This is a genomic window from Mumia quercus (assembly GCF_025506335.1).
Lineage (GTDB): Bacteria > Actinomycetota > Actinomycetes > Propionibacteriales > Nocardioidaceae > Mumia > Mumia quercus.
In genome coordinates, this window is the sequence record NZ_JANZYO010000001.1 from 393,907 (window position 1) to 417,701 (window position 23,795).

At 71.5% G+C, this 23,795-nt stretch carries 23 protein-coding genes and 1 tRNA gene; 15 read left to right on the plus strand and 9 right to left on the minus strand.

The features are described from left to right. Positions 1 to 29 precede the first annotated feature (29 nt). A complete protein-coding gene (locus NYZ95_RS01880) occupies positions 30 to 2,573 on the plus strand; it encodes a carboxylate--amine ligase/circularly permuted type 2 ATP-grasp protein (RefSeq protein WP_262848135.1) in 2,544 nt (847 codons plus the stop codon). Between the two features lie 13 nt (positions 2,574 to 2,586). Here the strand turns inward: NYZ95_RS01880 and NYZ95_RS01885 are convergent, their stop codons facing one another. Next, positions 2,587 to 3,132, minus strand: a complete 546-nt coding sequence (locus NYZ95_RS01885) for a hypothetical protein (RefSeq protein ID WP_262848137.1) — start codon at positions 3,130 to 3,132, stop codon at positions 2,587 to 2,589. 53 nt (positions 3,133 to 3,185) lie between these two features. Here NYZ95_RS01885 and NYZ95_RS01890 point away from each other — a divergent pair, with 53 nt between their 5' ends. From NYZ95_RS01890 to NYZ95_RS01905, 4 genes are all read left to right on the plus strand, one after another. Beyond that, entirely contained in the window at positions 3,186 to 4,121 is a 936-nt protein-coding gene (locus tag NYZ95_RS01890) for an ABC transporter ATP-binding protein (protein WP_262848139.1), read from the plus strand. Then, positions 4,118 to 4,909 carry an ABC transporter permease gene (locus NYZ95_RS01895; protein WP_262848141.1) on the plus strand — a complete coding sequence of 264 codons (792 nt, stop codon included), beginning with the start codon at positions 4,118 to 4,120 and terminating at the stop codon, positions 4,907 to 4,909. Before NYZ95_RS01890 ends, NYZ95_RS01895 begins: the two co-directional genes overlap by 4 nt. Before the next feature lie 82 nt (positions 4,910 to 4,991). Next, the gene (locus tag NYZ95_RS01900) at positions 4,992 to 5,411 is read left to right on the plus strand and encodes a tetratricopeptide repeat protein (protein ID WP_262848143.1); all 420 of its coding nucleotides are present in this window, start codon (positions 4,992 to 4,994) and stop codon (positions 5,409 to 5,411) included. Between the two features lie 137 nt (positions 5,412 to 5,548). Beyond that, positions 5,549 to 7,201, plus strand: coding sequence for an FAD-binding dehydrogenase (locus NYZ95_RS01905; RefSeq protein WP_262848145.1), 1,653 nt, complete (start codon positions 5,549 to 5,551; stop codon positions 7,199 to 7,201). Between the two features lie 9 nt (positions 7,202 to 7,210). On the opposite strand, the gene NYZ95_RS01910 is transcribed toward NYZ95_RS01905, so the two are convergent. From NYZ95_RS01910 to NYZ95_RS01930, 5 genes are all read right to left on the minus strand, one after another. Continuing rightward, the gene (locus NYZ95_RS01910) at positions 7,211 to 7,423 is read right to left on the minus strand and encodes a hypothetical protein (RefSeq protein ID WP_262848147.1); all 213 of its coding nucleotides are present in this window, start codon (positions 7,421 to 7,423) and stop codon (positions 7,211 to 7,213) included. 75 nt (positions 7,424 to 7,498) lie between these two features. Then, a complete protein-coding gene (locus tag NYZ95_RS01915) occupies positions 7,499 to 8,710 on the minus strand; it encodes a DUF4032 domain-containing protein (RefSeq protein WP_262848149.1) in 1,212 nt (403 codons plus the stop codon). 40 nt (positions 8,711 to 8,750) lie between these two features. After that, positions 8,751 to 11,270 (minus strand): D-arabinono-1,4-lactone oxidase, encoded by a 2,520-nt coding sequence (locus tag NYZ95_RS01920; RefSeq protein ID WP_262848150.1) that lies wholly within the window; start codon positions 11,268 to 11,270, stop codon positions 8,751 to 8,753. Between the two features lie 54 nt (positions 11,271 to 11,324). Further along, on the minus strand, positions 11,325 to 11,585 hold the full coding sequence (locus NYZ95_RS01925) for a DUF3618 domain-containing protein (RefSeq protein WP_262848152.1): 261 nt from the start codon (positions 11,583 to 11,585) through the stop codon (positions 11,325 to 11,327). Continuing rightward, positions 11,575 to 11,985 carry a phage holin family protein gene (locus NYZ95_RS01930; protein WP_262848154.1) on the minus strand — a complete coding sequence of 137 codons (411 nt, stop codon included), beginning with the start codon at positions 11,983 to 11,985 and terminating at the stop codon, positions 11,575 to 11,577. The genes NYZ95_RS01925 and NYZ95_RS01930 overlap by 11 nt, the downstream gene beginning before the upstream one ends. A 107-nt stretch (positions 11,986 to 12,092) precedes the next feature. Between NYZ95_RS01930 and NYZ95_RS01935 the strand changes: the two genes are divergently transcribed. From NYZ95_RS01935 to NYZ95_RS01945, 3 genes are all read left to right on the plus strand, one after another. Then, on the plus strand, positions 12,093 to 12,722 hold the full coding sequence (locus tag NYZ95_RS01935; protein WP_262848156.1) for a TM7S3/TM198-like domain-containing protein: 630 nt from the start codon (positions 12,093 to 12,095) through the stop codon (positions 12,720 to 12,722). Positions 12,723 to 12,754: 32 nt separating this feature from the next. Then, positions 12,755 to 12,827, plus strand: a tRNA-Thr gene (locus NYZ95_RS01940). A gap of 344 nt (positions 12,828 to 13,171) precedes the next feature. After that, on the plus strand, positions 13,172 to 13,510 hold the full coding sequence (locus tag NYZ95_RS01945) for a hypothetical protein (RefSeq protein ID WP_262848158.1): 339 nt from the start codon (positions 13,172 to 13,174) through the stop codon (positions 13,508 to 13,510). Positions 13,511 to 13,850: 340 nt separating this feature from the next. On the opposite strand, the gene NYZ95_RS01950 is transcribed toward NYZ95_RS01945, so the two are convergent. Continuing rightward, positions 13,851 to 14,615, minus strand: a complete 765-nt coding sequence (locus tag NYZ95_RS01950) for a trypsin-like serine protease (RefSeq protein ID WP_262848160.1) — start codon at positions 14,613 to 14,615, stop codon at positions 13,851 to 13,853. Between the two features lie 152 nt (positions 14,616 to 14,767). On the opposite strand from NYZ95_RS01950, the gene NYZ95_RS01955 reads away from it, so the two are divergent. Continuing rightward, on the plus strand, positions 14,768 to 15,856 hold the full coding sequence (locus NYZ95_RS01955) for a carboxylate-amine ligase (protein ID WP_262848162.1): 1,089 nt from the start codon (positions 14,768 to 14,770) through the stop codon (positions 15,854 to 15,856). Between the two features lie 93 nt (positions 15,857 to 15,949). On the opposite strand, the gene NYZ95_RS01960 is transcribed toward NYZ95_RS01955, so the two are convergent. After that, positions 15,950 to 16,507: an SRPBCC family protein gene (locus NYZ95_RS01960; protein WP_262848164.1), complete on the minus strand. Its 558-nt coding sequence runs from the start codon at positions 16,505 to 16,507 to the stop codon at positions 15,950 to 15,952. Between the two features lie 141 nt (positions 16,508 to 16,648). Between NYZ95_RS01960 and NYZ95_RS01965 the strand changes: the two genes are divergently transcribed. The 6 genes from NYZ95_RS01965 (at position 16,649) to NYZ95_RS01990 (ending at position 23,144) form a co-directional block, all read left to right on the plus strand. Then, positions 16,649 to 17,317, plus strand: a complete 669-nt coding sequence (locus NYZ95_RS01965; protein WP_262848166.1) for a maleylpyruvate isomerase N-terminal domain-containing protein — start codon at positions 16,649 to 16,651, stop codon at positions 17,315 to 17,317. Positions 17,318 to 17,326: 9 nt separating this feature from the next. Then, positions 17,327 to 18,607 (plus strand): sensor histidine kinase, encoded by a 1,281-nt coding sequence (locus NYZ95_RS20270; RefSeq protein WP_262848168.1) that lies wholly within the window; start codon positions 17,327 to 17,329, stop codon positions 18,605 to 18,607. Next, positions 18,604 to 19,269, plus strand: a complete 666-nt coding sequence (locus tag NYZ95_RS01975; protein WP_262848170.1) for a response regulator — start codon at positions 18,604 to 18,606, stop codon at positions 19,267 to 19,269. Before NYZ95_RS20270 ends, NYZ95_RS01975 begins: the two co-directional genes overlap by 4 nt. A 136-nt stretch (positions 19,270 to 19,405) precedes the next feature. Further along, positions 19,406 to 20,185 carry an ABC transporter ATP-binding protein gene (locus NYZ95_RS01980; RefSeq protein WP_262848172.1) on the plus strand — a complete coding sequence of 260 codons (780 nt, stop codon included), beginning with the start codon at positions 19,406 to 19,408 and terminating at the stop codon, positions 20,183 to 20,185. Positions 20,186 to 20,190: 5 nt separating this feature from the next. Beyond that, entirely contained in the window at positions 20,191 to 22,068 is a 1,878-nt protein-coding gene (locus NYZ95_RS01985; protein WP_262848691.1) for an FtsX-like permease family protein, read from the plus strand. Positions 22,069 to 22,130: 62 nt separating this feature from the next. Continuing rightward, entirely contained in the window at positions 22,131 to 23,144 is a 1,014-nt protein-coding gene (locus NYZ95_RS01990) for an alkaline phosphatase family protein (RefSeq protein WP_262848174.1), read from the plus strand. Here NYZ95_RS01990 and NYZ95_RS01995 read toward each other — a convergent pair. Beyond that, positions 23,103 to 23,792 (minus strand): HD domain-containing protein, encoded by a 690-nt coding sequence (locus NYZ95_RS01995; RefSeq protein ID WP_262848176.1) that lies wholly within the window; start codon positions 23,790 to 23,792, stop codon positions 23,103 to 23,105. The two genes, NYZ95_RS01990 and NYZ95_RS01995, sit on opposite strands and share 42 nt — an antisense overlap. Between the last annotated feature and the right edge of the window lie 3 nt (positions 23,793 to 23,795).

Consider the following 23,795-nt stretch of genomic DNA (forward strand, 5'->3'; position numbering starts at 1 on the left):
GTGACTTGGTCAACCCGTACGGTAACGGGATGACTGCTGAGCTGACCCTGGGTGCAGAAGAAGAGCTTCACCTCGTCGACCGCGAGGGACGGACGCTGTCGGCGTCGGCGCCGCAGCTGCTGTCAAAGCTGCCGGAGGAGAGCTTCTCCGCCGAGCTCCAGCGCACGACGGTGGAGACCAACACGAGCGTGGTGACCGGCTTGGCTGAGCTCCGCGAGGAGCTCGTCAGCCTCCGCAAGCAGCTGGTCACGGTCGCAGAGGCCGAGGGCATCGGGATCGCTGCCGTCGGCACCGCCCCGAACTCGTCGTACGACGAGGACTTCGAGCTGACCGCGACCGGCCGCTTCGGCCGGATGCAGCAGAAGTATCGGCTCCTCGTCGACGAGCAGCTGATCTGCGGCACGCAGATCCACGTCGGCGTGTCCGACCGCGACCTGGCGATCGACATCGCGCAGCGCATCGGTCGCGACCTGCCCACGCTGCTCGCGCTCTCGGCGAGCTCGCCGTACTGGAACGGTCAGGACACCGGCTACGCCAGCATCCGGACCCTGCTCTGGCAGCGCTGGCCCACGACGGGCGCGCTCCCGCCGCTGGCGTCGGCCAAGGAGTACGACGCCATGATCCAGGACCTGGTCCAGAGCGGGGTCATCGCCGACGCGAAGATGGCGTACTTCGACGTCCGCCCCTCGTCGCACGCCCCCACGTTGGAGCTCCGCGTCGCGGACGCGTGCCCGGTGATCGACGACGCCATCCTCGTCGCGGGCCTCTTCCGCGCGATGGTGCGTTCCGCCGAGCTCGACATCGAGCGTGGTGTGCCGTTCACCCCCCTCGCCGCGCCCCTCCAGCGAGCTGCCACCTGGCAGGCCGCCCGTGCGGGACTCGCGGGCGCGCTGCTCGACCCGGAGACCCACGCGGAGCGCGTCCCGGCGCCGAAGGTGGTGCGCTCGCTCCTCGAGCGTCTGCGCCCGGCCCTCGAGGAGCTCGGCGACTACGACGAGGTGGCCGAGCTCGCCGAGCGGACCCTCGCGCACGGCACGTCCGCCGACCGTCAGCGCGCGGTGTTCGCCGAGAGCGGCTCGCTCGACGACGTGATGGACCAGGTCGTCGCCGAGACGGAGGGCCCGCCCGCCGGCCTTCCGCCCGAGGAGCGTGCCCTGCGGTCGTACCCGGCGCGTGCCGGCGACGAGGCGATCGGCCTCGCGTCGCGTCCCCGTCCGGTCTACAGCGACGTCATCTCGTACGTCCGCGAGCGCAGTCGCGACGAGCTGCGCGCGCTCGAGGAGAAGCGCGACACCTGGTCGGACGACGAGGGACTCACCGTCCTGCTCGACGGCGAGTCGCAGCGCTTCGAGGTGGACCTGCTCCCGCGCATCGTCAACGCGCACGAGTGGCAGATGCTCAGCGAGGGGCTCGAGCAGCGTGCCCGTGCCCTGGAGGCGTTCCTCGAAGACGTCTACGGCGAGGGCCGGGTCGTCGCGGACGGCGTGGTCTCCGAGCCTGACCTCGCCGCCTGCCCGGGGTGGCGCGAGGACGGGCGGCGGCTCCCGCGGTCGGCGGTGCGTGCCCCGATCATGGGGTTCGACCTCGTCCGCGACGAGCGCGGCGAGTGGCGTGTCCTGGAGGACAACCTGCGCAACCCCAGCGGTCTGGCGTACGCCACCGCGGCGCGCGAGATGCTCGACACGGTCGTCCCCGACATGGCGCGCCCCGACGGCCTGGTCGACCCGCACGAGTGGTTGCCGATGGTCGGGCAGACGCTGCGCGCGTGCGCGCAGCGTGCCGGTGTCGGCGTGGACGAGGAAGGCGCGCTCGTACTGCTCGCGGACGGGCCGTCGAGCATCGCGTGGTACGAGCACCAGCGCCTCGCCGCCGACGGCGGACTCGTCCTGGCGACGAGCGAGGACCTCGTGGTGCGTGACGGCCGCGTCCGCCTCGTTGACGGCGACCGGGTCGTCGACGGGATCTACGTCCGTCTCGACGAGGAGCTCGAGGAGCTGCGCACCGAGGACGGACGTCCGCTCGGGCCGGAGATCATCGACGTGGCCGCCGAGGGGTGCGTGGTCCTCGCCAACGGCCCCGGCAACGGTGTCGGCGACGACAAGGCGATCTACCGGGTTGTCCCCGCGCTCATCAGCTACTACCTCGACGAGCGTCCGCTGCTCGAGCCCGTGCCGACGTACCGCACGGACGACGACACGGAGCGCAACATCGTCCTCGACCGTGTCGACGAGCTGGTCACCAAGCCGGTCGACGGGTACGGCGGCCACGGCGTGCTCGTCGGACCGCTGGCCTCCGAGGGTGAGATCGCGCGGCGCCGCAAGGAGATCGCGAAGGACCAGGGCAACTGGGTCGCGCAGGAGACCGTCGCACTGAGCTCGCACCCGACCGTCTCCGACGGGCGTCTCGAGCCGCGGCACATCGACCTCCGCGTGTTCGTCCACGTGACGGGCACCGAGCCCGGTCAGACCCGCGCGATCCCCGTCGGGCTCACGCGCGTCGCCGGACCCGGCAGCCTGATCGTCAACAGCTCTCAGGGCGGCGGGGCCAAGGACACCTGGATCATCACCGAGTGATGCTCGGCGCCGCTCAGCGTGAGCGGCGGCGGGCCGACGCGATCGCGGTCCCGAGGAGCAGGGCAGCGATCGTCGGGTACAGGAGGAACCCGTAGAACGGCGCATTGACGACCGCCTGGGCGTACAGGTTGTCGCGGAGCTCGGCGCCGGCCCTCAGCACCTCGTCCCGGGCGAGGACGATGGCGAGGGTCGGCGCGACTCCGTAGAGGAGGCCCGCCAGCGCGGGGCCGATCCACGACAGGCGCCCCGCGGCCGCGACGACGAGGAGCAGCGCGGCACCCAGGGCCACCACCCCGTACGGCCAGAGGGCGCTGTCGGAGACGGCATTGAGGCGCTGGACGTCGAACCAGTAGCGCGCCAGGCCCCAGTCGAACAGCACGAGCGCGACGGGTGGGAGCAGCAGGCCGAGAAGCAGGCTCGCGAAGTGCCGGCCGACGGACGAGCCGTTCGACGAGGCGACCGGGTACGGCGAGTACGAGGCCTCGTACGGGATGGCGGTGTCGCGTTCCTGGGTGGTGGTCGAGCGGGTCGTGTCGGGGGGATCGACCTGGTGAGTCATGCGCGAAAGGCTAGTGACCGGCAGGCTCACGTCGTTCGATAGCGTGAGCCAGGATGATCTCCGTCCAGAACCTCACCAAGACCTTCGGCTCGGTCCGTGCCGTCGACGACCTCAGCTTCGACGTACGCCCCGGTGTCGTCACCGGATTCCTCGGCCCCAACGGCGCAGGGAAGACGACGACGCTCCGGATGCTCCTCGGGCTCGTCTCCCCGACATCGGGGCAGGCGACGATCGGGGGCAAGGAGTACGCGGCGATCCCGCAGCCGGCTCGTGTCGTCGGCGCCGCGCTCGAGGCCGCGAGCTTCCACCCCGGCCGTACCGGGCTCGACCACCTGCGCGTGTTCGCGCCGCAGGTCGGAGTGTCCGACCAGCGCTGCCGCGAGCTGCTCGACATGGTCGGGCTGGCGGACGCCGCGAAGCGCCGTGTCGGCGGGTACTCCCTCGGCATGCGTCAGCGCCTCGCGCTGGCGACCACGCTGCTCGGCGACCCGCCGGTGCTGATCCTCGATGAGCCGGCCAACGGCCTCGACCCCGGCGGCATCCGCTGGCTTCGCGAGCTGCTGCGCTTCTTCGCCGGCCAGGGCCGTACGGTGCTCGTCTCGAGCCACGTGCTGTCGGAGGTCCAGCAGACCGTCGACGACGTCGTCATCATCGCCCAGGGCCGCCTCGTCCACGCGTCACCGCTGGGCGACCTCGCGGCGCAGGCGAGCCGTCACGTGGAGGTCGTGTCCCCGACCGGCGAGGCGCTGAAGGCGGTGCTCGACGCGCAGGGCTGGACGTACGAGGTGGCGTCGCGCGACGGCGTGCACGGGTTCCGTGTGTCGGACGTGGCGGCCGCCCAGGTGGGCGCGGCGGCGTTCGCCGCGGGCGTCGAGCTGCACGCGTTGACGCAGCAGGAGGTCGAGCTCGAGGACGTGTTCCTGCAGCTGACCGGCCAGACCCAGAACGTCGCGCACGTCGGCGACGCGACCCAGGAGGTGGCCGCGTGAAGGCGGCGCTGATCTCGGAGTTCCGCAAGTGGACCTCCACCCGACTGTGGTGGATCCTGCTGATCGTCATGGCCGCCTACATGGCGTTCCTCGGCGTCGTCATGGCGTTCTCGATGACCTTGGAACCGGCAGGCGGCGGTCCCGCGGTCGGCGGCGTCGACGCCGCGCTGACCGTCTACACGCTCGGCAACGGGCTCGGTTACGTCTTCCCGCTGCTGGCCGGCGCGATGTCGATGACGGCGGAGTTCCGCTACCAGACGATCACGCCGTCGCTGCTCGCCGATCCGCGCCGCAACGTCTTCCTCGGCGCGAAGCTCGTGGCAGCCGTGGTCATCGGTCTCGCCTTCGGTGTCGTCGGCACGCTCGCCAGCGTCGCCGGCGGGGCGCCGATCCTCGCCTGGCGCGGCGAGGGAGCCTTCCTCTCCGACGGTGACGTGCTGGTCCCGGTGCTGCTCTCGGTGGTCGCGATCGCCCTGTGGGCGTTCGTCGGCGTGGGCGTCGGCTCGCTCATCCCGAACCAGGTTGCCGCGATCGTCGTGGTGCTCGCGTTCACGCAGTTCGTCGAGCCGATCCTGCGCCTCGCGCTGGTGAGCGTCGACGCCCTCGAGGGTGTCGCGCGGTTCCTCCCGATCGCGGCGTCGGAAGCGCTGGTCGGGGCGGGCACGTACGCCTCGCTGGGCATGGGCGAGCTGCTCGGACGGGTGCCGGGTGCGCTCGTGTTCCTCGCGTACGGGCTGCTCTTCGCTGTCATCGGCCGCTGGACCACGCTGCGTCGCGACATCACCTGAGCCGCTGCCGTACCGTCGGGAATGAGCGCGGGTCCACCGTCGTTGAGGGCGGTGAACCCAGCCACCGAGGAGGTGCGCCCGCATGACCGAGGACTTCCGTCCCCTGATCCTGAAGCCGATCTTCAACGACGCGATGATCGCCGAGATGTCGCTGTACGACCGCTTCCGGCGCGCGGAAGAGATGGTGGCGAACCGGCATCCGCGAGACGCCGTCCGCATGCTGACGGGCGTCGTCGAGGAGGAGCCGAACCACGCGGCGGCCTGGGAGCTCCTGGGCCGTGCGTACTTCGCCGCTGCGCTGCTCGAGCCCGCCGAGAAGGCGTTCCGTCGCCTGATCGAGCTGGAGCCGACGAGCGGGTGGGCGCACGTCGCGCTCGGCCTCACGCTCGACCGGCAGTCGCGGCACCGTGAGGGTGCGGTCTTCCACCGCATGGCCTCCGTCCTCGATCCCGACCAGGACCGGCGCCCGCGCCTGCTCCCGGCCGAGGAGTCCCCGGCCTGACCTGACGCCCCGTCCCGTCCCCGATTTGGGCACCAATCCACCGAATCGGGGCGGGATTCGGTGGGGAACCGCCCGAATCGGGGACGGGGCGGCCCCCGCGTTGCCTCACCGGCACCCGTACGGGGAGCATGGCCGCCATGGATGCTGATGTGATCGTCGTCGGAGCCGGGCTCGCCGGCCTGGTCGCCACCGCCGAGCTCGTGGACGCCGGCAAGAAGGTCGTGCTCGTCGACCAGGAGTCCGAGGCCAACCTCGGCGGGCAGGCGTTCTGGTCGTTCGGCGGGCTGTTCCTCGTCGACAGCCCCGAGCAGCGGCGCATGGGCATCAAGGACTCGTACGACCTCGCGCTGCAGGACTGGATGGGCAACGCGGGGTTCGACCGGCCCGAGGACGCGTGGCCGCGCCGGTGGGCCGAGGCGTACGTGGAGTTCGCCGCGGGCGAGAAGCGCGCGTGGCTGCGCGAGCAGGGCCTGAAGATCTTCCCGATCGTGGGATGGGCCGAGCGCGGCGGGTACGGCGCGGTCGGCCCCGGCAACTCCGTGCCGCGCTTCCACATCACGTGGGGGACCGGGCCCGGGGTGGTGGAACCGTTCGAGCGGCGGGTGCGCGAGGGCGTGGCCAAGGGGCTCGTCACCTTCAGGTTCCGTCACCGCGTCGACGGGCTCACGGTGACCGACGGCACCGTGACGGGCGTGACCGGCTCGGTGCTCGTGCCCGACCACGCCCCGCGGGGAGTGGCGTCGAACCGTGACGTCGACGGCGACTTCGCCCTGTCCGCCCAGGCGGTGATCGTGACGTCCGGCGGCATCGGCGGCAACCACGACCTCGTCCGTCAGACGTGGCCGGCCGACCGGCTCGGCACGCCCCCGGAGGACATGCTCACGGGCGTCCCCGCGTACGTCGACGGGCGCATGCAGCAGATCGCGATCGAGTCCGGCGCGCACATGATCAACCCCGATCGCGGCTGGCACTACGTCGAGGGCATCAAGAACTGGGACCCGATCTGGCCCGGCCACGGCATCCGCATCCTCCCGGGGCCGTCGTCGCTGTGGTTCGACGCACGCGGCAACCGGCTGCCGGGGCCGCTGTGGCCGGGTTTCGACACGCTCGGGACGCTGGAGCACCTGCGGACAACCGGGCACGACCACAGCTGGTTCGTGCTCACGCAGAAGATCATCGAGAAGGAGTTCGCGCTCTCCGGGTCGGAGCAGAACCCCGACCTCACCGGCAAGGACGTGCGCCAGCTGCTGTCGCGGGTGCGCCCGGGTGCACCGGGGCCGGTCGAGGCGTTCAAGCAGCACGGCGAGGACTTCGTCGTCGCGGACACGCTCGACGAGCTCGTCGAGGGGATGAACAAGCTGACTCCCGAGGCGCCGCTGGACGTCGACGCCCTGCGGACGCAGATCGAGGCGCGCGACCGGGAGATCGACAACCCCTTCAGCAAGGACATGCAGGTCGTCGCGCTGCGCGGCGCCCGGTCGTACCGAGGTGACAAGCTCATCCGTACGGCGTCGCCGCACCGCATCCTCGACCCCAAGGCCGGCCCGCTCATCGCGGTGCGCCTGCGGGTGATCACCCGCAAGACGCTCGGCGGGCTCGAGACGGACCTCGACGCGGCGGTGCTGAAGGCGGACGGGTCACGCTTCTCGGGCCTGTACGCCGCGGGCGAGGTCGCGGGGTTCGGCGGCGGCGGCGTCCACGGCTACCGCGCGCTCGAGGGCACGTTCCTCGGCGGGTGCCTCTTCTCCGGACGCACCGCCGGTCGAGCCGTCGCCCGCGACCTCGCCTGACGAGCCGGGTCAGGCGTCCGGCGACTCGGCGTCCTCGGGGATGTCGGTGACGGCGTCAGCAGGTCCGACGGCGCCGTCGCCCCGCTGCACGACCTCGGTCTCGTCGGGGTTGCCGTGCATCCGGACCTCGTCCGGAGTCGAGTTGACTGCGAGGACGGACGGATCGACGTCCTCCACCGTCGGTCGGTGGCTCTCGCGGTCAGGGCTGTCAGGGCGTGCCATCGGCTTCTCCTTCGTCGGTGAGGGGACTCCCACGAGGTACCCGCTGGCGGGCGCTTCATAGCGCGGACGCGGCGGTCAGCTGCTGGTCGCGGCCCGCAGCGTGCTGACCTGGTGCGGCAGCCGCGTACGGACGTAGTCCTCCGCGGCGGCGAAGATGTCGACCTCCTGCCCGGCCTGCTCCGAAAGGTCGCGCCGGTGGATGAGCACGTCGTGGAAGAACTGCGCCGGCTCGACGACGTCGCGGTACTCCACGGGGATCATCCGCGTCAGCGGCTCCCACACCTGCGTGAGCCAGCGGTGCGCGACGACCATCGTGTCCTCGTTCTGCAGCTGGTGCGCACCTGTGAAGGCGTCGAGGTCGTTGAGGAGCCGCCGCGCCTGCGCCTCTTCGAGGTCGAGCCCGGTGAGCCCTTGCAGGCGACGCGCGTGGTGGTCGGGCTCGACGACCTTCGGCTGGATCCGCACGCCGTCGCCGTCGAGGTCGGTCACGATGTCGAGCTCGTCCACGTCGAAGCCGAGGTCGTTGAGCTGCTCGATCCGCTGCTCGATCCGCCACATCTCGTCGACGCTGAACTCCTCGACACCGGTCAGCGCGTCCCACAGCTCGGTGTACCGCTCGACCACGCGGTCGACCAGAGAGAGGGGCTCGATGGCGGGGTCGAGCAGCCCGGCGCCCTGGAGGTCGAGGAGCTCGCCGAAGACGTTCGTACGGACGAGGTCGAGGTCTTCGCCGCGCTGGCCCTCGGACAGGGTGTCGTGCAGGGCCCCCGTCTCGGCGTCGACGAGGTAGGCGGCGAACTCGTCCGCGCTGCGCCGGAACAGCGTGTTCGAGAGCGAGCAGTCGCCCCAGAAGAACCCGTCGACGTGCAGCCGGACCAGGAGCACGACCATCGCGTCGATCACGCCCTCGAGCGTGTTGTCGGACAGCGGGTGCTCGAACAGCGACCGGTACGGGAGCGAGCGCGGGAGGTGCGCGGTGACGAGCGCGGACGCCAGCTCGGTGCCGTCGCGCCCGCGGCGGCCGGTGACGACGGCGACCGGCTCCACCGCAGGCAGGTCGAGGCGTCGCAGCTGCCGCAGGAGCACGTACTCCCGGCGCGCGAAGCGCTCGTTGGTCTCCTTGACCACGAGCACCGCACCGTCGACGCGGACGAACCGCACCACGTGCCGGTGGATGCCTCGCGGCAGCGACACGTCGAGCTCCTCGGGCCACTCCTCCAGGGGCAGGCTCCACGGCAGAGTGACGAGCCCGCTGCGGGGCCGGGCCGACAGGATCTGGACGGGCATGGGCCCAGCGTGGCACCTCCCGCGCAGAAATACCTGCGGGCTAGCCGAGGACGCGCTCGAGGTACGGGTTCGCGAACGTACGCTGCGGGTCGAGCCGGTCGCGCACGGCGCGGAAGTCGTCGAACTTCGGATAGCGCGTGCGCAGCACCTCGGCGTCGAGCGTGTGGATCTTGCCCCAGTGCGGACGGCCCTCGTGCTCCTGGAAGATCGCCTCGACGCCGTCGAAGTACGGGCGGTAGTCGATCTGGTGGTACTGGTGCACCGCCACGTACGCACTGGCGCGGTCGTATCCCGTCGACATCCAGATGTCGTCCGGCGCCGCGAAGCGCACCTCGATCGGGAACGACACCGTCTCGTCGGACCCGTCGACCCATGCCTGGATCGCCCGCAGTGCCTCCGGCAGCGCGGCGCGCGGGATCGCGTACTCCATCTCCCGGAACCGCACCCGGCGCGGCGAGACGAAGACCTCGTACGACCAGTTCGTGTACTCCCGTGAGGAGAGTGAGCGCCCGGCGATGTCGTTGATGCGGGGGATCCAGCTGCGCTGACGGGCGCCGATGCGGCACACCAGCTCGAAGAGGCCGTTGGTCATGACCTCGTCCTCGAAGAGGAACTGCGCCTTCGAGAGCGGCTTGCGCGGCGTGCCCTCGGGGACCCGGTTGTTGCGCTTGAGCTGCGCGCGGTCGGTGTGGGGGAACCAGTAGAACTCGACGTGGTCGTTGTCCTCGACGAGCGAGTCGAGGTCCCCGAGGATGTCGCCGAGCGCCCACGGCTCCTCGCGGGCGTGGAGCAGGAACGACGGCACGCACGCGAACGTGAGGGCCGTGACGACGCCGAGTGCACCCAGCCCGACCCGCGCCGCGCCGAAGAGCTCGGGGTCGTCCGGAGTCACGGTGACGAGCGAGCCGTCGCCGGTGACGAGCTGGAGCCCGACGAGCGCGCCGGCGATGCCCGGAAGGCGGGCGCCGGTGCCGTGCGTCCCGGTGGAGGTGGCCCCCGACATCGTCTGCGGGTCGACGTCGCCCATGTTGGGGAGGGCCAGGCCGAGGGCGTGGAGGGCGCGGTTGAAGTCGTGCAGGCGCATGCCCGCCCCGACCGTGACGTGCCCGGTCTCGCGGTCGACGTGCTGGATGCCGGCGAGGTTCTCCATGCGGAGCTGGACGCCGTCGGTCACCGCGATCGGTGTGAACGAGTGGCCCGCGCCGACCGGCTTCACCCGCTGGCCGGACGCGGCCGCGCGGCGCACGATCTCAGAGACCTCCTCGACCGTACGGGGGTGGGCGACGCGCTCAGGTGTCGCGGAGACGCAGCGGCCCCAGTTGCTCCACCGCTCGCTGCCAGCGGTCGACAGGGTGGAGGTGGTCATCCGAAGTTCTTCCCCTCGCCGCGGTAGGTCGGGATCGTCTCGACGGACGCGGTGGCGCCGTCGCCCCCCCTCGGTGGTCACGACGTGGACCGCGTCGAACCGCTCGCACATCTCGCCGGCCTTCGCGTGCCGCATGAACACCCGGTCGCCGACACGCAGGCTTCGCGCGACTCCGCCGCGTACGGGGGTCTGGACCTCGCCTGCCCCCTCGGTGCCGATCAGCGACAGACCCGGAGGCCAGGCCGGGCTGGGGGAGCGGCTCTTGCCCGCGGCGCCCGAGGCCGCGTACCCACCGGAGAACAGCGTGGCGATATCCGGCGCCGGCTTGCGGACGACCGACAGCACATAGAACGCGGCCGGGTGGGAGGCGAAGGCGTCGTAGGAGTCGAAGAGCGTCGGCATGAAGAGCCCGGAGCCCGCGGTCAGCTCGGTCACGTACGGGTCCTCGCGCATGACCTCGAGGCTGCCGGTGCCGCCGGCGTTCACGAACTCGAGGTCCGTCACCTGCCGGACGGCCTCCACGATGCGCGCCCGTCGCGCCACGATGTCGGCGGCGGAGCGCGACTTCAGGAGGCGGACTGCGGGCGAGCTGTCCGGCATGCCCGCGATCTGCGCGTCGTAGAACATGAGGCCAGCCAACGTGAATCCGGGACGCGACGCGATCGCGCGGGCGAGGGCGATCGCGTCCTCCGGCGAGTGCACGGGGGAGCGGCGCGCGCCGAGGTGGAGACCCCGGAACGGCTCGAGCGACGAGTCGACGTCGATGCAGACTCGTACGGGCGGGTGGTCGGCGCCGATCACGGAGTCGATGAAGTCGAGCTGCGCAAGCGAGTCGACCATCACCGTGATGGAGGAGAGCCGGTGCTCCTTGGCGACGAGGTCGTGCAGCGCGGCGCGCGAGACCGTCGGGTAGGCCAGCAGGAGATCGGTGTGACCCTCGTCGGCGAGCCAGACGGACTCCGCGAGGCTGTAGGACATGATGCCGTGGAAGCCGGGTCGCGCCAGCGTCCGCTCGATGAGCGCGCGCACGCGTACGGACTTCGAGGCGACGCGGACGGGCAGACGGCCGGCCCGGCGTACGAGCTCGTCGGCGTTGTTCGTGAAGGTGTCGCCGTCGATGACGGCGTACGGCGTCTCGAGGTCACGCGTCACGCGTGCGAGCCGCTCCATGTTGGGCAGGTGTCCAATAGCCACGAAACTCAGTATGCGCCAGGAAGGTGAGTTTGGACACCCGGCGCGGGCCCCATTCTAGCCGCGCCTGCGCCGCCAGAACATCAAGACGACCAGCGCGACCGTACCGACCACGATGATTGCGGGCAGCTGAGGGTTCTCCCGCGCGTTCTGCTTCGCGTACTCGAGCCTCTGCTGAGCCTCGTGCTTGGCCTCGTCCACACGCTGCTGCGCCTGCTTCTTCACGTCGAGCCGGTCGGTCAGCTCCTCGACGGTGTGCCCGAGCTGTTCGCGGGTCCGCTCGATGTCGCGCTCGATCTCGTTCGGGTCAGTGCTCACGCTGGCGCGCCTCCTTCACCTCGGCGATGTCCGCCTTGACGCTCTCTACGGTGTGCTCGGGCATCGCCGGGGTGGCCTTCTGCAGCTGCTTCTTTCCCACGAGGGCGAGCACGGCGGCGATGATGAACAGGACGACGGCGACGATCAGCGCCGCCAGCCAGACGTCCATGACGAGCGCGAGAGCCGCGATGATCGCGGTGAACAGCGCACCCAGCCCGTACAGCGCGACGAGGCCCGCGGCTCCGAATCCGCCGATCCCTGCGCCAGCGCGGGCGCCCTTCTGCTTGAGCTCGGCCTGGGCGAGCCGCATCTCGTCGCGGACGAGACGTGAGGTCTGCTCGGACAGGTCGCGGACGAGGTCGGCGATCGACGCGTCCGAGCTCGCGTGTGGTTCGGCCATGGAAGCTCCCCCGATCGGTGTTGCCGCTCCGGTGCCCGGCAACGGCGCGACCATGCGCCACGGAGGCGTTCGGGGCGCGGGCGGTGCCGGGCGCTTAGGGTCATGGCATGAACGACGCCGGTATGAACGACGTGGTCCTCGCGCTGATCCTCCTCGGCCTCGGGGCGGTGCTGGTCTTCTGGGGCGGGTCGGCGCTGCGGGCGTTGATCGCGCTGGCAGGCGCGGTCGTGGGCTTCTTCCTCGGCGCGGAGCTGGTGCAACGACAGGTCGGCGGTGAGCTGCTCGGCACCTTCTGGGGCTGGGTGGCGGCGATCGTCGGGGCGCTGGTGCTGGGTCTGCTCGCGTACCTCTGGTACTGGCTCGGCGTCATCGTCTGGGTGGCCGCGATGGGGTACGTGCTCGGCGGGTTCCTCGCCAGCACGTTCGGTGCGGAGGAGGACTGGGTGCTCGTCACGTCTGGTCTTGTCGTCGCGGGCCTGCTGGTCGTCATCGCCGTGGTCGCGTCCCTGCCGGCGCTGCTGCTCGTCATCGTCAGCGCCTGGTCCGGCGCGACGCTCGTGGTCACCGGCGTGATGCTGTTGGTCGGCGAGATCAACCAGCGCCAGATCGAGCGCGCCTTCAGCATCGCCACTCCCGCATGGCTCTGGTACGGGGCGCTGGCCGTGGTCTTCGTCGTCGGGCTCGTCGTCCAGCTGGGGCTGACCTCGCGGCGTCCGAGCCAGAGCGTCGGCGGCTAGGATGGGCGCGGCCTCGGATCGTACGAGGCCGCGCCGGTGTAGCTCAGTTGGTAGAGCGCCTCACTTGTAATGAGGATGTCGCGGGTTCGACTCCTGTCACCGGCTCTGGGAGAGGCGGCCTGGACACGCGCCTAGTTGCGTGCCGTGCCGGCAGTCGACCCGGATCGCGGCGGCATTCCTTGGGTCGATGACTGCGGAGTTGGAGCCCACTCTCGGCGGCGTCGGCGCCCACCTGTGTGGTGACTCGATCGGTCCGACGCCCCCAAGGCCATAGGTGGCGGCATGAAGTTCGGCGGCCAAGCCAACAGGAGCCAGATCATGATGTACGAGCGAGGAACAGGACTTGCCTCCGACGGAGTACATGGGGGCCCCTACCGTCGGCTGAGTTCGGGTAGGGGCGCGGTCGAACGGATACCGCTCGTGGGCAACCCAATCCTGGCGGTGCCGTGATGGAAAACGCGACAAGACTCTTGGTCCTCGCGGCCGAGGACTACACCGGCCTCTGGGATGCCGCATTCGAAATGGCTCATGAGTCGTCGGCTGAAGATGCGGCCCGCGATGCGCTGACGCAGCTCCTGACCGACGGGCTCATCCGCATCTTCGTCGGGTTCGACCCCGCCATCGAGGTTCCGGTTGAGCTCGAACCCAGCCGGGCCCGCGCGGCGCTCGCGCCGGGGCCCCATTGGGAAGTTCCCGCGGAAGGAACGCAAGGGGATCTCGTCTACTTCGCCGCAACCGACGAGGGCGTGTCCCGCATCCGTGAACTGCGCTGGGGCGAGGGCACATGAAACGGCTATTCCAGTCCTGCGCGAGGAACGTGCGAGTGGAGTCGAGGCGGTTGGATGTCGCGGGTTCGACTCCTGTCACCGGCTCTGGGCTCGGGACGTCATACGAATGGTGGTTCGTGGCCATCGATTTGTATGACGTTGTGGGCGCGGGGCGTCGTCGGCGCTCAGGGCAAGGCGACGTACTGCGCGAGGAACGTGCGAGCGGACTCGGTGTCGAGGCGTGAAGAGGTCCGCGGGCTTGACTCCTGTCACCGGCTTCCGGCTCGGGACGTCATACGAATGGTGGCGCGCGGCCATCGATTCGTATGACGTTATGGGCGCGGGGCGGCGTCGTCGGCGCTCAGGGCAAGGCGACGTACTGCGCGAGGAACGTGCGAGCGGACTCGGTGTCGAGGCGGTAGGTGACGTTGGTGGCTCGGCAGACGGCGTCGCCGGTGATGGTGATAGCGGCGATGACGTCGGTGGTGCCGAGGAAGTTCGGCCCGCCGGAGTCGCCGTAGCAGGTGCCGCCGTTGCCGGTGCTCGCGTTCATGGAGATGCGCAGCCAGGTCGGGTTGATGGCATTGAGCGTGCCGGTCGCGACCATGCGGCGGTCGTCGTACAGGTAGCGGTGGCCGCCGGGCTCGTTGGTCACCTCGTACGCGCCGTACCCCACCGAGGTGAACCGCTGGTTGCGGGAGAGGTCGGAGAGTGAGCCGGCCTCAGGCAGCCGTGCGGGCGTGATCCCCGCGACCGGCTCGTCGAAGACGACGACGGCGATGTCGTGCGCGTCGCTCTGGTTGCCCGGGTAGAGCGGGTCTCCGTGGAAGGTGCCGGTGTAGACCTGGTCGCCGTCCTCGTAGTCGCTGTCGAACGTCACGGCGACCCGCTCGCCCTCGGTGCCGCAGTGAGCCGCAGTGAGGAAGACGGTCGGCGAGATCAACGTGCCGGAGCAGTAGGTCCAGGTGCCGTCGGAGTACTGGGTCGGTGACACGAGGCCCCCGACCGCGGGATGCCTCTCGCCGTCGGGGGTTCCGTTGATGATCGCCGTCGCCGGCGAGCCGATCACCAGCCCACCCATGCCGAACGTGAGGAGGAGAAGAAGAGCGAGCAGGCGACGGTGCATGTCGACTCCTGGGACCGGCGGGACGGACTTCCACCTTCACCCCCGGTACGGGAGGCGTCAAGAGACGCACATGACCCGGGCGTCGGCGGTTGCGGGCGGCGGGCGGGGGTACCTCTCCCCAGGAAGTCCGTACACGTCTTGGGAGGCCCTCAGTGGCTCGTCGTTCGTCAGAGATCAGCAGCCTCGAGTGGCACCCGAGCGATGAGTTCACCCTTGGCGCCGAGGACGAGCTGCTGCTCGTCGACGAGAACGCGGAGCTGTTGGGGCAGGCAGCGGCACCGGTGCTCGACGCCCTGAGGGAGCGCGCCACGACCGGAAACGTCAAAGGCGAGGTGTTCGCCGACGAGGTCGAGCTCGAGACGCCGGTGTGCGCGGACGCCGAGCAGGTGTACGACGCGCTGAAGGAGCTGCGGAGGACGGTGACCGACGAGGGCGTACGCATGCTGGCCGCCGGTGTCCACCCGACCGCCGCGTTCGGGGCCGCGGCGCTCACGACCTCGCCGCGGTACGACCGACTGGGACATGAGTTCGCCGGGCTGCTGCGCACGCCGACGGCGGCCTTCCAGGTGCACGTTGGACTGCCGGACCCCGCCAGCGCCCTGACGGTCTACCGCACTCTCCGCAACCGCCTGTCCGTCTTCCGCGCGTTGGCGGCAGGGTCGCCGTACTGGCACGGCCGCGACTCCGGGCTCGCCTGCGTACGGCCGGCGATCCTCCGGTCGTACCCGCGCACCACGATGCCGCCGGCACTTCCCAGCTGGGAGGCGTATGAAGAGGCGATCGCCGTCGCGCGGTGGGCGCACGAGGTGCCCGACTACAGCTACGTGTGCTGGGAGCTCCGGCCGCAGCCGAGGCTCGGGACGATCGAGGTGCGGGTCATGGACGCGCAGTCGTCGCTGGACGCGCCGCCGGGCTGGCCGCCCTCGTGCAGGGCCTGGCCCGCCACGCGATCGAGTCTCCAGACGCTGACGATCTCCCGGACGAGGTCGTCCTCGCCAACGACCTCCGAGCGTGCCGCCACGGCCTCGACGCGACGATCCTCGACGCCGAGGGCTCCCGCCGACCCGTACGCGAGATGGCGGCGCGCGCTCTCGACGATGCCCGCAAGCAGCTGGCACCCGACGGCTTGGACCGACCGCTCGACGCCGTGCACGCCCTCCTCGCCGACCCGCCGGAGTACGCGCGCCAGCGCGACGTGCACGCCCAGAAGGGCATGCCGGCACTGCTCGAGGATCTCGTGACGCGCACGGCGAACGTCGACGGCTGACGCAGACAACGACGGAGGCCGTCCCCCGCGTACGGGGAACGGCCTCCGGTCAGTCTGCGACGCTCGCTCAGATGCGGTGCGCGCCACCGTTCGGGTCGGTCGGACGGACCGTCGGGTCGGTGGTCCCGCCTGTCGTGCCGGGCATGCCCGCCGTCGGGTCGACCGTGCCGGTGGGGTTCACGTCGCCTCGCCACGCTCCTGTCTCGGCGCCACGGGACTCGATGAACTCCTTGAAGCGCTTGAGGTCTCCCTCGACACGGCGCTCGACGATGTTGAGCATGTCGCCGGCCTTCTCGACGAAGCCCTCGGGCTCGTAGTCCATCTGGAGCGTGATCTTCGTGGCCCGGCCCATCTCGTCCGGAGCGAACGACACGGTGCCGGCGTTCGTGGTGCCGTCGATGGCGCGCCACGTGACGCGCTCGTCCGGCGTCTGGTCCACGATCTCGGCATCCCACTCGCGCGTGACGCCGGCGATCTCCGCCTTCCAGTGAAGGCGCTTGGCATCGAGCTGGGTGACCGACTCCACGCCCTCCATGAACCGGGGGAAAGACTCGAACTGCGTCCACTGGTCGTACGCGGTACGGACGGGGACGGCGACGTCGATGGTCTTCTGGATGGTGCTCATGTCGGTTGCTGCTCCCTTCTCTCTCGGTGTGCTCCAGCAGTACCCGGCCATGGCGCCACCACACGGGGTGCGCCTCGAAATTCCTCGCGCGTCCGATTTGTCCCCGTGCAGCGAGGACCTCTCCCGTGCGAAGGTGCCTCCATGACGCCGCACCTCCCCCTGGTCGAGGCGTACGACGGGATCACCCAGGTCGTCGCGCGCCTCGACGACAGCGACCTGCAGCGGCCGACGCGGTGCCACGGCTGGCTGGTCGTCGACCTGCTCCTGCACCTGGTGGGCGACGCGCAGCGTGCGGTGGCCGCGCTGGACAGCCCGACCGACGGGCCGTCCGATGTCGACGCCGTCACCTACTGGAAGGCCTTCGCGGCGGAGAACGACCCCGCTGCCGCGAGCGCCTGGGCAGTACGGCGCGCGGCCGCCGGCTTCGACAGACCGACCGACGTGGTCCAGCTGTGGGCGGACACCGCGCTCGCCGCCGTACGTGCGGCCGAGGCTGCGGATCCCGACAGCCGCGTGACCACCCAGGGCCACGTGCTCACCGTGGCGGACCTGCTGACGACGCTGGCGACCGAGGCAGCCATCCACCATCTCGACCTCGTCGTGGACCTTCCGCGCTCACCGCTGCCGGGGCCGCTCGAGACCCGGGCCGCGACCGCGACCCTGGACGGGCTGCTCGGAGACATGACGTTGCGGCCCGAGAGCTGGGACGACCACGAGTACCTGCTCAAGGCGACCGGGCGGCTGCCGCTCACCGGACGTGACCGCCTCGTCCTCGGCGACGCAGTGAGGGCGCTTCCCCTGCTCAGGTAGCGTTCGGGCGTGACTCGTCGAGGCAGCGTTCCCGTGGCCGACCGGTGGGTCGCCCTGGTGACGGGGGCGCTCGCGCTCGTGGTTCTCGCGGCCGCCGTCGCCGTGACGGCCGTCGCCCCCGACGCCGGCGTCGTCGACCCGGTCCCGTCCCCCCTCGGCTGGGCTCTGGGGGCGGCGACCGTGGTGCTGCAGGCGGTCGCGCTGCTGTGGCGTCGTACGGCACCGAGCGCAGTCCTGCTCGTCGCCGCCCTCGGGATGGCGCTGTGCGGGGTGTGGGGGCTCGGAGCCAGCATCGGTGTCGCACAGCTGGCCGTGCTGGTCGCCGCGTTCACCCTCGGTCTGGCCGAGCCGCTCGCACGGACGTGGCCCACCTTCGTCGGCGCGGCCGCGCTCGCGGCGGTCGGTTCGGTGCTCAGCGTGGTGCAGAGCGGGGAGCCGCTCGCGGTGGCCGTCGGCCTCGGTGCGATGCAGGGCACGGGTACGGTCGGGCTCCCGCTGGCGGTCGCGCTGGTCGTGGCCGCGCGGCGCGAGGTCCGTGCGGCGCGTCAGAGCCGCATCGACGCGCTCGAACGCGAGCGCGGTGCCCTCGTGCAGGCCGCCGTCGCTCGGGAGCGCACCGCCATGGCGCGCGAGCTCCACGACATCGCCGCCCACCACCTCTCCGGGATCGCGGTGATGACCGCGGCGATCGGTACTCAGATCGACTCCGACCCCGCTGCGGCGAAGGAGGGCGTGGCCCAGGTGCGCGCGCAGAGCACGGCTGTGCTGCGCGACCTGCGCAACCTGGTCAGCCTGCTGCGTGAGGACGATGAGCGCACCGGCACGCCCGAGCCGGACCGCGTACGGTCCGAGTCGCTGGCGGGGATCGGCGCCCTCGTCGAGTCGGTCGGCGGCACGGGACGTGACGTCCGCTTGACCGTGCTGGCGGGTGGGCATCCGCTGGGCCAGGGGGTGGGCCCGCTCGGCCAGCTCGCGGCGTACCGGATGGTGCAGGAGGCCCTCGCCAACGCTGCGCGGCACGCGCCGGGCGCACCCACCGACGTGACCCTCGACGACCGCGACCCCGACGCCGTGCTGCTGACCGTCCGCAACGATCCGGCGCAGGCCCGTTCCGTCCCGCAGGGGAGCGGCGGATTCGGTCTCGTCGGGATGCGCGAACGCGCCGAGCTCACCGGCGCCCGCCTCGACCTCGGTCCCACCGCCGACGGCGGCTGGTACGTGAGCCTGCGCGTCCCGCGCGACCCCGACCTTCTCACACTCGAACCCACGACCCCGACGGAGGACGCATGACCCGGGTCCTGATCGCCGACGACCAGGCGCTCGTACGCGCGGGGCTGAGGACGCTGATCGACGCCGAGCCGGACCTCGAGGTGGTCGCCGTCGCCGCGGACGGTCGCGAGGCGGTGGAGGCCGCCCGTGCGCTGCGTCCGGACGTGGTCTGCATGGACATCCGGATGCCCGGGCAGGACGGGATCAGCGCGACCCGGGAGCTGTGCGGTCCCGGCGTGGCCGATCCGATCCCCGTCCTGGTGCTGACGACGTTCGACATCGACGACTACCTCTTCGGGGCTCTGGAGGCGGGCGCTTCCGGGTTCCTCCTCAAGGATGCAGAGCCGGACGTCCTCGTGGCGGCGGTGCGCTCGGTCGCCAAGGGCAACGGCACCCTCGACGACGCCCTGACCAAGCGCGTGCTGCGCGAGGTCGTCACGCGACGCGAGATCGTCCCGGTCACCGCCGGTCGGGCGACCGAGCTCCTCACCGCCCGCGAGCTCGACATCCTGCTCCTGCTGGCACAGGGGTTGTCGAACGACGAGATCGCGGCGCAGCTGTTCCTGGAGACCTCGACGGTGAAGTCGCACCTGGCGCGGATGATGCCCAAGCTCGGCGTCCGCTCACGCCTCCAGGCTGCGGTCTGGGCGTACCAGAACAAGGTCGTCGCGGTCCCCGACTGACACGTACGCGCACGGCGTCGGCGCCGGGTTGCATCGAAGGATGCAACCCCGCGATCTCCCTCTCGTGCGGCTCGTGGCGACCCCCTGCCGGTTCCTAGTGTCGAGGACGTACCCCTCCGACGACCGAGGATCTGCGATGACCCTTCCCCTTGACCACCGCGCCACCCGCCCACACCCTCCTGGCAGTCCCGCCCGTCCCGCGCTGAGCCTCGTCGACGTGCACAAGACGTACGCCGGGAGCGCCGGGCCGGTGCACGCACTGCGGGGCATCTCCCTGGCCTTGGAGGAAGGCTCCTTCACCGCGGTGATGGGTCCCTCCGGATCGGGCAAGTCGACCCTGCTCAACTGCGCGGCAGGTCTCGACGTCGCCAGCAGCGGCCGGATCACCGTCGGCGAGCACGACATCAGCAGGCTGTCGCCGGACGCGATGACGCGCTTCCGCCGCGACCACATCGGGTTCGTCTTCCAGGCGTACAACCTGATCCCGCACCTGAGCGTCGCCGACAACGTCGCCCTGCCGGCGATGCTGGCCGGTCGCGACGCCGAGCCGGCGTGGCAGGCCGAGCTGCTCGACGCCGTGGGCCTGAGCGCGATGGCGGACCGCCGCCCCGGTGAGCTCTCCGGCGGCCAGGCGCAGCGGGTCGCGATCGCGCGCGCTCTCTACGCCCGGCCCACCGTCGTCTTCGCCGACGAGCCGACCGGCGCGCTCGACCGGCGTACGGGTGCTGCCGTGCTGGAGCTGCTGCGTGAGACGGCACGCCGACTCGGGCAGACCGTGGTGCTCGTGACCCACGACCCTGTGGTGGCGGCGAGTGCGGAGCAGGTCCTGTTCCTCTCCGACGGTCGCCTGGTCGACCGGATCGAGAACCCGACGGCCGCCCTCGTGGCTGAGCGTCTCCTCGGGCTGGAGCGGTGAACGCGATGTGGCGTCTCGCGCGCTCGGGTGCCGCTGCTCACCTGCCGAGCCTGGTCGGGCCCTTCGTCGTGGTGGCGCTCGCCGCGGTGCTGCTCTCGGGTACGGGGGTCCTCGTCGAGTCCGGCGCCCGTTCGGGTGGCGCCGGGTTTCTGATCGCCCTCGCCTTGTCCTTCACCGGCACCGCGACGATGCTCGTCGTCTTCGTCGTCGCCGCGACCGTGTCCCTCGCCCTGCGTCAGCGGCAGCGTGACTTCGCTCTGCTCCGTACGCTCGGCGCGACCCGGAGCCAGGTCCGCGGGCTGGTCCGCCGCGAGACCACGCTGGTCGTGCTGGTGGCCGCCCCGCTGGGTGCGCTCGTCGGACTGCTCGCCGTCCCTCTGCTGACGCCCGTCCTGGTCGAGGCGCAGATGGTCGAGCCGGGCTTCCGGATGGCACTCTCGCCGGTGCCGGTCGTGGTGGCCACGCTCGTCCTGCTCCCGGTGGCCTCGCTGGCCGCGCGGGTCGCGACACGTCCGACCCTGCGTACGGCGCCGTCGGCGGCCGTGACGCAGAGCGTGGTGGAGCCGGTCGGCATCGGACCTGTCCGGCGGACCTTCGCCGCCGTCCTGGCGGTGGCGGGACTCGTCGCGGCTCTGAGCCCGTGGGTCGTTCCCGGGACTCTCGGGAGTGCGCTGGCAGCGACCTCGGCGTTCCTGCTCATCGGCGCCGCGGCGACAGCCGGCCCGCTCCTCGTCGGGTGGCTGCTCGACCACGCCGCACGGTTGCGTCGCGGCTCGGCCACCCGGCTCGCCTTCGCCAACACCCGTGGGTTCTCGCGGCGGCTGACCACCGTGGTGGTGCCGCTCGCCCTCGTCCTGGGTGTCGGCACGGTGCAGGCGACCGTCGACGACACGCTGGTCGAAGGCGGCGAGCGCCAGCTGGCCGCCGGCCTCGACGCCGACCTGATCGTCACCGGGCCCGGCCTCGACGAGGAGCGTCTCGCTGCGCTCGCGGCCGTGCCGGGTGTCACCGCGACGGCTCCGCTCGGCACGGTGCCGGCCGAGGTGCGGACGGACGACGAGAGCGGGTGGCTCGGACCGCTGGGGTGGGAGCCGCTCCAGGTACGGGCCCTCCCGGCGGGTGGGCTCCACGGCTTGCTCGACCCGCAGCTGCGGGAGGGCGATCTGGCAGCACTGGACGCCCCCGGAACCGTGGCGATCAGCCGCGACGCTCGACTCGACACTGGGAAGGGCATCGGCGAGAAGATCGCGATCCGCTGGGCCGGTGGCGATCTGACGTGGGTCGAGGTCGTCGCCACGTACGAGCGAGGGCTGGGCTTCGGCGACTACCTGGTCGGCGAGAGCACCCTCGCGGCGGACGGTGTCGACGTCCTCGCCGACACCGTGCTGCTGCGCACCGACGACTCCGCTGTGGCCCCGGCCGTCGCCGAGCTCGGGCTCACCGCGACGGACGAGGCGGCGTACGTCGCGTCGGCGACCGCGGCAGGAGCGGCGTCCCGTGACCTGTCGGCCCTGCTGCTGCTCCTTCTCCTGGTCTTCGTCGGTGTCGCCGCCGCGAACGCGCTGGTGCTGAGCACGGCCGGGCGGCGCGACGAGCTGCGGCTGCTCTGGCGTACGGGCGCGACGCGGCGCCAGCTCGTGGCGATGGCGGGCGCGGAAGCCCTGATCATCGGAGTTGTGGCCTGGTTGATCGGCACAGCCACGGTCGTCCCCGCGGTCATCGGGGTCAGCGGTGGTCTGCTCGGCCTCGCGGTCCCGCCGTTCGACGGACGAGGCTTCGCCGTCCTGAGCGCGGTCGTGCTCGTCGTGCCCCTCGTGACTGTTGTGCCCGTGGTCGCCCGGGCGGTGTGGAGCCGCCGCGACGCATTGGCACACGCCGCATGAATGTCCGAATTGTCCTAGGCTCGAGTGAGAGAGGGCGGCACGAGCAGCCGGGAGGAGGGCTGATGGTCCTTCGACAGGCGGCAGCGAGCGCGCTGGCCGGGGTCACCCTGGCCGGCGCGCTCGCCGCTTCACCCGCCTCGGCCGCCACTCCGGCCGCCCGCGACTCCGCCGACGACCCGGTGAACAGGGTCGTCGCGATCTCGGTGGACGGCCTCAACCCGCAGGCGATCCGCGTCCTCGGCCGCGCCCGTACGCCGAGCTTTCACCGGCTGATGCGCCGCGGAGCGACGACCCTGAACGCCCGTACCGCGCGCGAGCAGACCCGCACGCTGCCGAACCACGCGAGCATGATGACGGGCCGGCGGATCGACCCGCGCAGGGGTGGGCACGGGGTCACGTTCAACAGCGACACCGGCACGACCGTTCACCGGGCGGCGGGCAGGCGGGTCGCGAGCGTGTTCGACGTCGTTCACGGGGCCGGTGGCTCGACCGCGCTGTTCGCGGCGAAGCCGAAGTTCGCCCTGTACGCGCGCAGCTGGCGGGCGGCGATCGACCGGTTCACGGTGGACACGGACAACGCGCGCCTGGTGCGCCGGGTGACCTCGGAGCTGCGCCGCGCCCCCCGGACGTTCACCTTCGTCCACCTGTCGCTGCCGGACCAGGCCGGCCACGCCCGCGGGTTCATGAGCGCCGCCTACCTGCGGGCGGTGCGCAGGACCGACCGGCTGCTCGGACAGATCATGGGCACGCTCCGCGCACGACCGGCGCTGCGCCGGCACACCCTGCTCGTCCTCACCGCGGACCACGGCGGCCGCGGCGCCTCGCACGACAGGGCGTCGAAGCCCGCGAACTTCCGCGTGCCGTTCATGGTGCGGGGCCCGGGTGTCGCGGCCGGGCGCAACCTGTACGCGCTGAACCGCGACATCGACAGCCCGGGATCAGCCCGTACGCGCTACCGCGGGCCGCAGCCGATCCGCAACGGCGACCTCGCCGATCTCGTCACCGACGTCCTCGACCTTCCCCGCGTACCCGGGTCACGGTTCAACGCGCGGCGCACCCTCGACGTCTTCGGCTGAGTCCGCGCCCGGCACCCCGCGTACCCAGCCACGCTGGACACCCTCGTCGATGAGCGCCTCGGTGGCGGCGCCGAGCGTCGACGACCCGGCCGTGACGCCGGCCGCACGGGCCCGGACCTTGTCGAGGCTCGCACCCGGCATCCGCCAGGTCCCGCCTTCGTTGAACCAGTTCAGCAGCATCGGCTCGAGCCGGTCGACCGCCTTCGCGAAACGCGACTCCGGCGTCTCGCCCGCCTCGAACTCCTCCCACAGCGCGCGGAGCTCACGCGCCTGGTCGTCCGGGAGCATCGGGAACAGCCGGTCCGCTGCCGCCTCCTCACGCTCGCGCTGATCGAGGCGCGACGCCGCGTCGTACACCGGGCTGTCGCCCGCATAGATCTCGACCAGGTCGTGCACGACCACGAGCGTCACGGTGTGGCCGATGTCGATCGGCTCGTCGGCGTACTCGGCCAGCAGCGCGACCATGAGCGCGAGGTGCCAGGAGTGCTCGGCGTCGTTCTCGCGACGGTCGGCTGCGGCCAGAGGCGACGCGCGCAGGATCGTCTTCAGCTTGTCGGCCTCGGCGAGGAAGGCGAGCTGCGCCGACAGGCGCTCGTCGATGCCCGCAGGGAAGGGGTTGCGGGCGGGGATCAGGTCTGGGTCTTCCACATC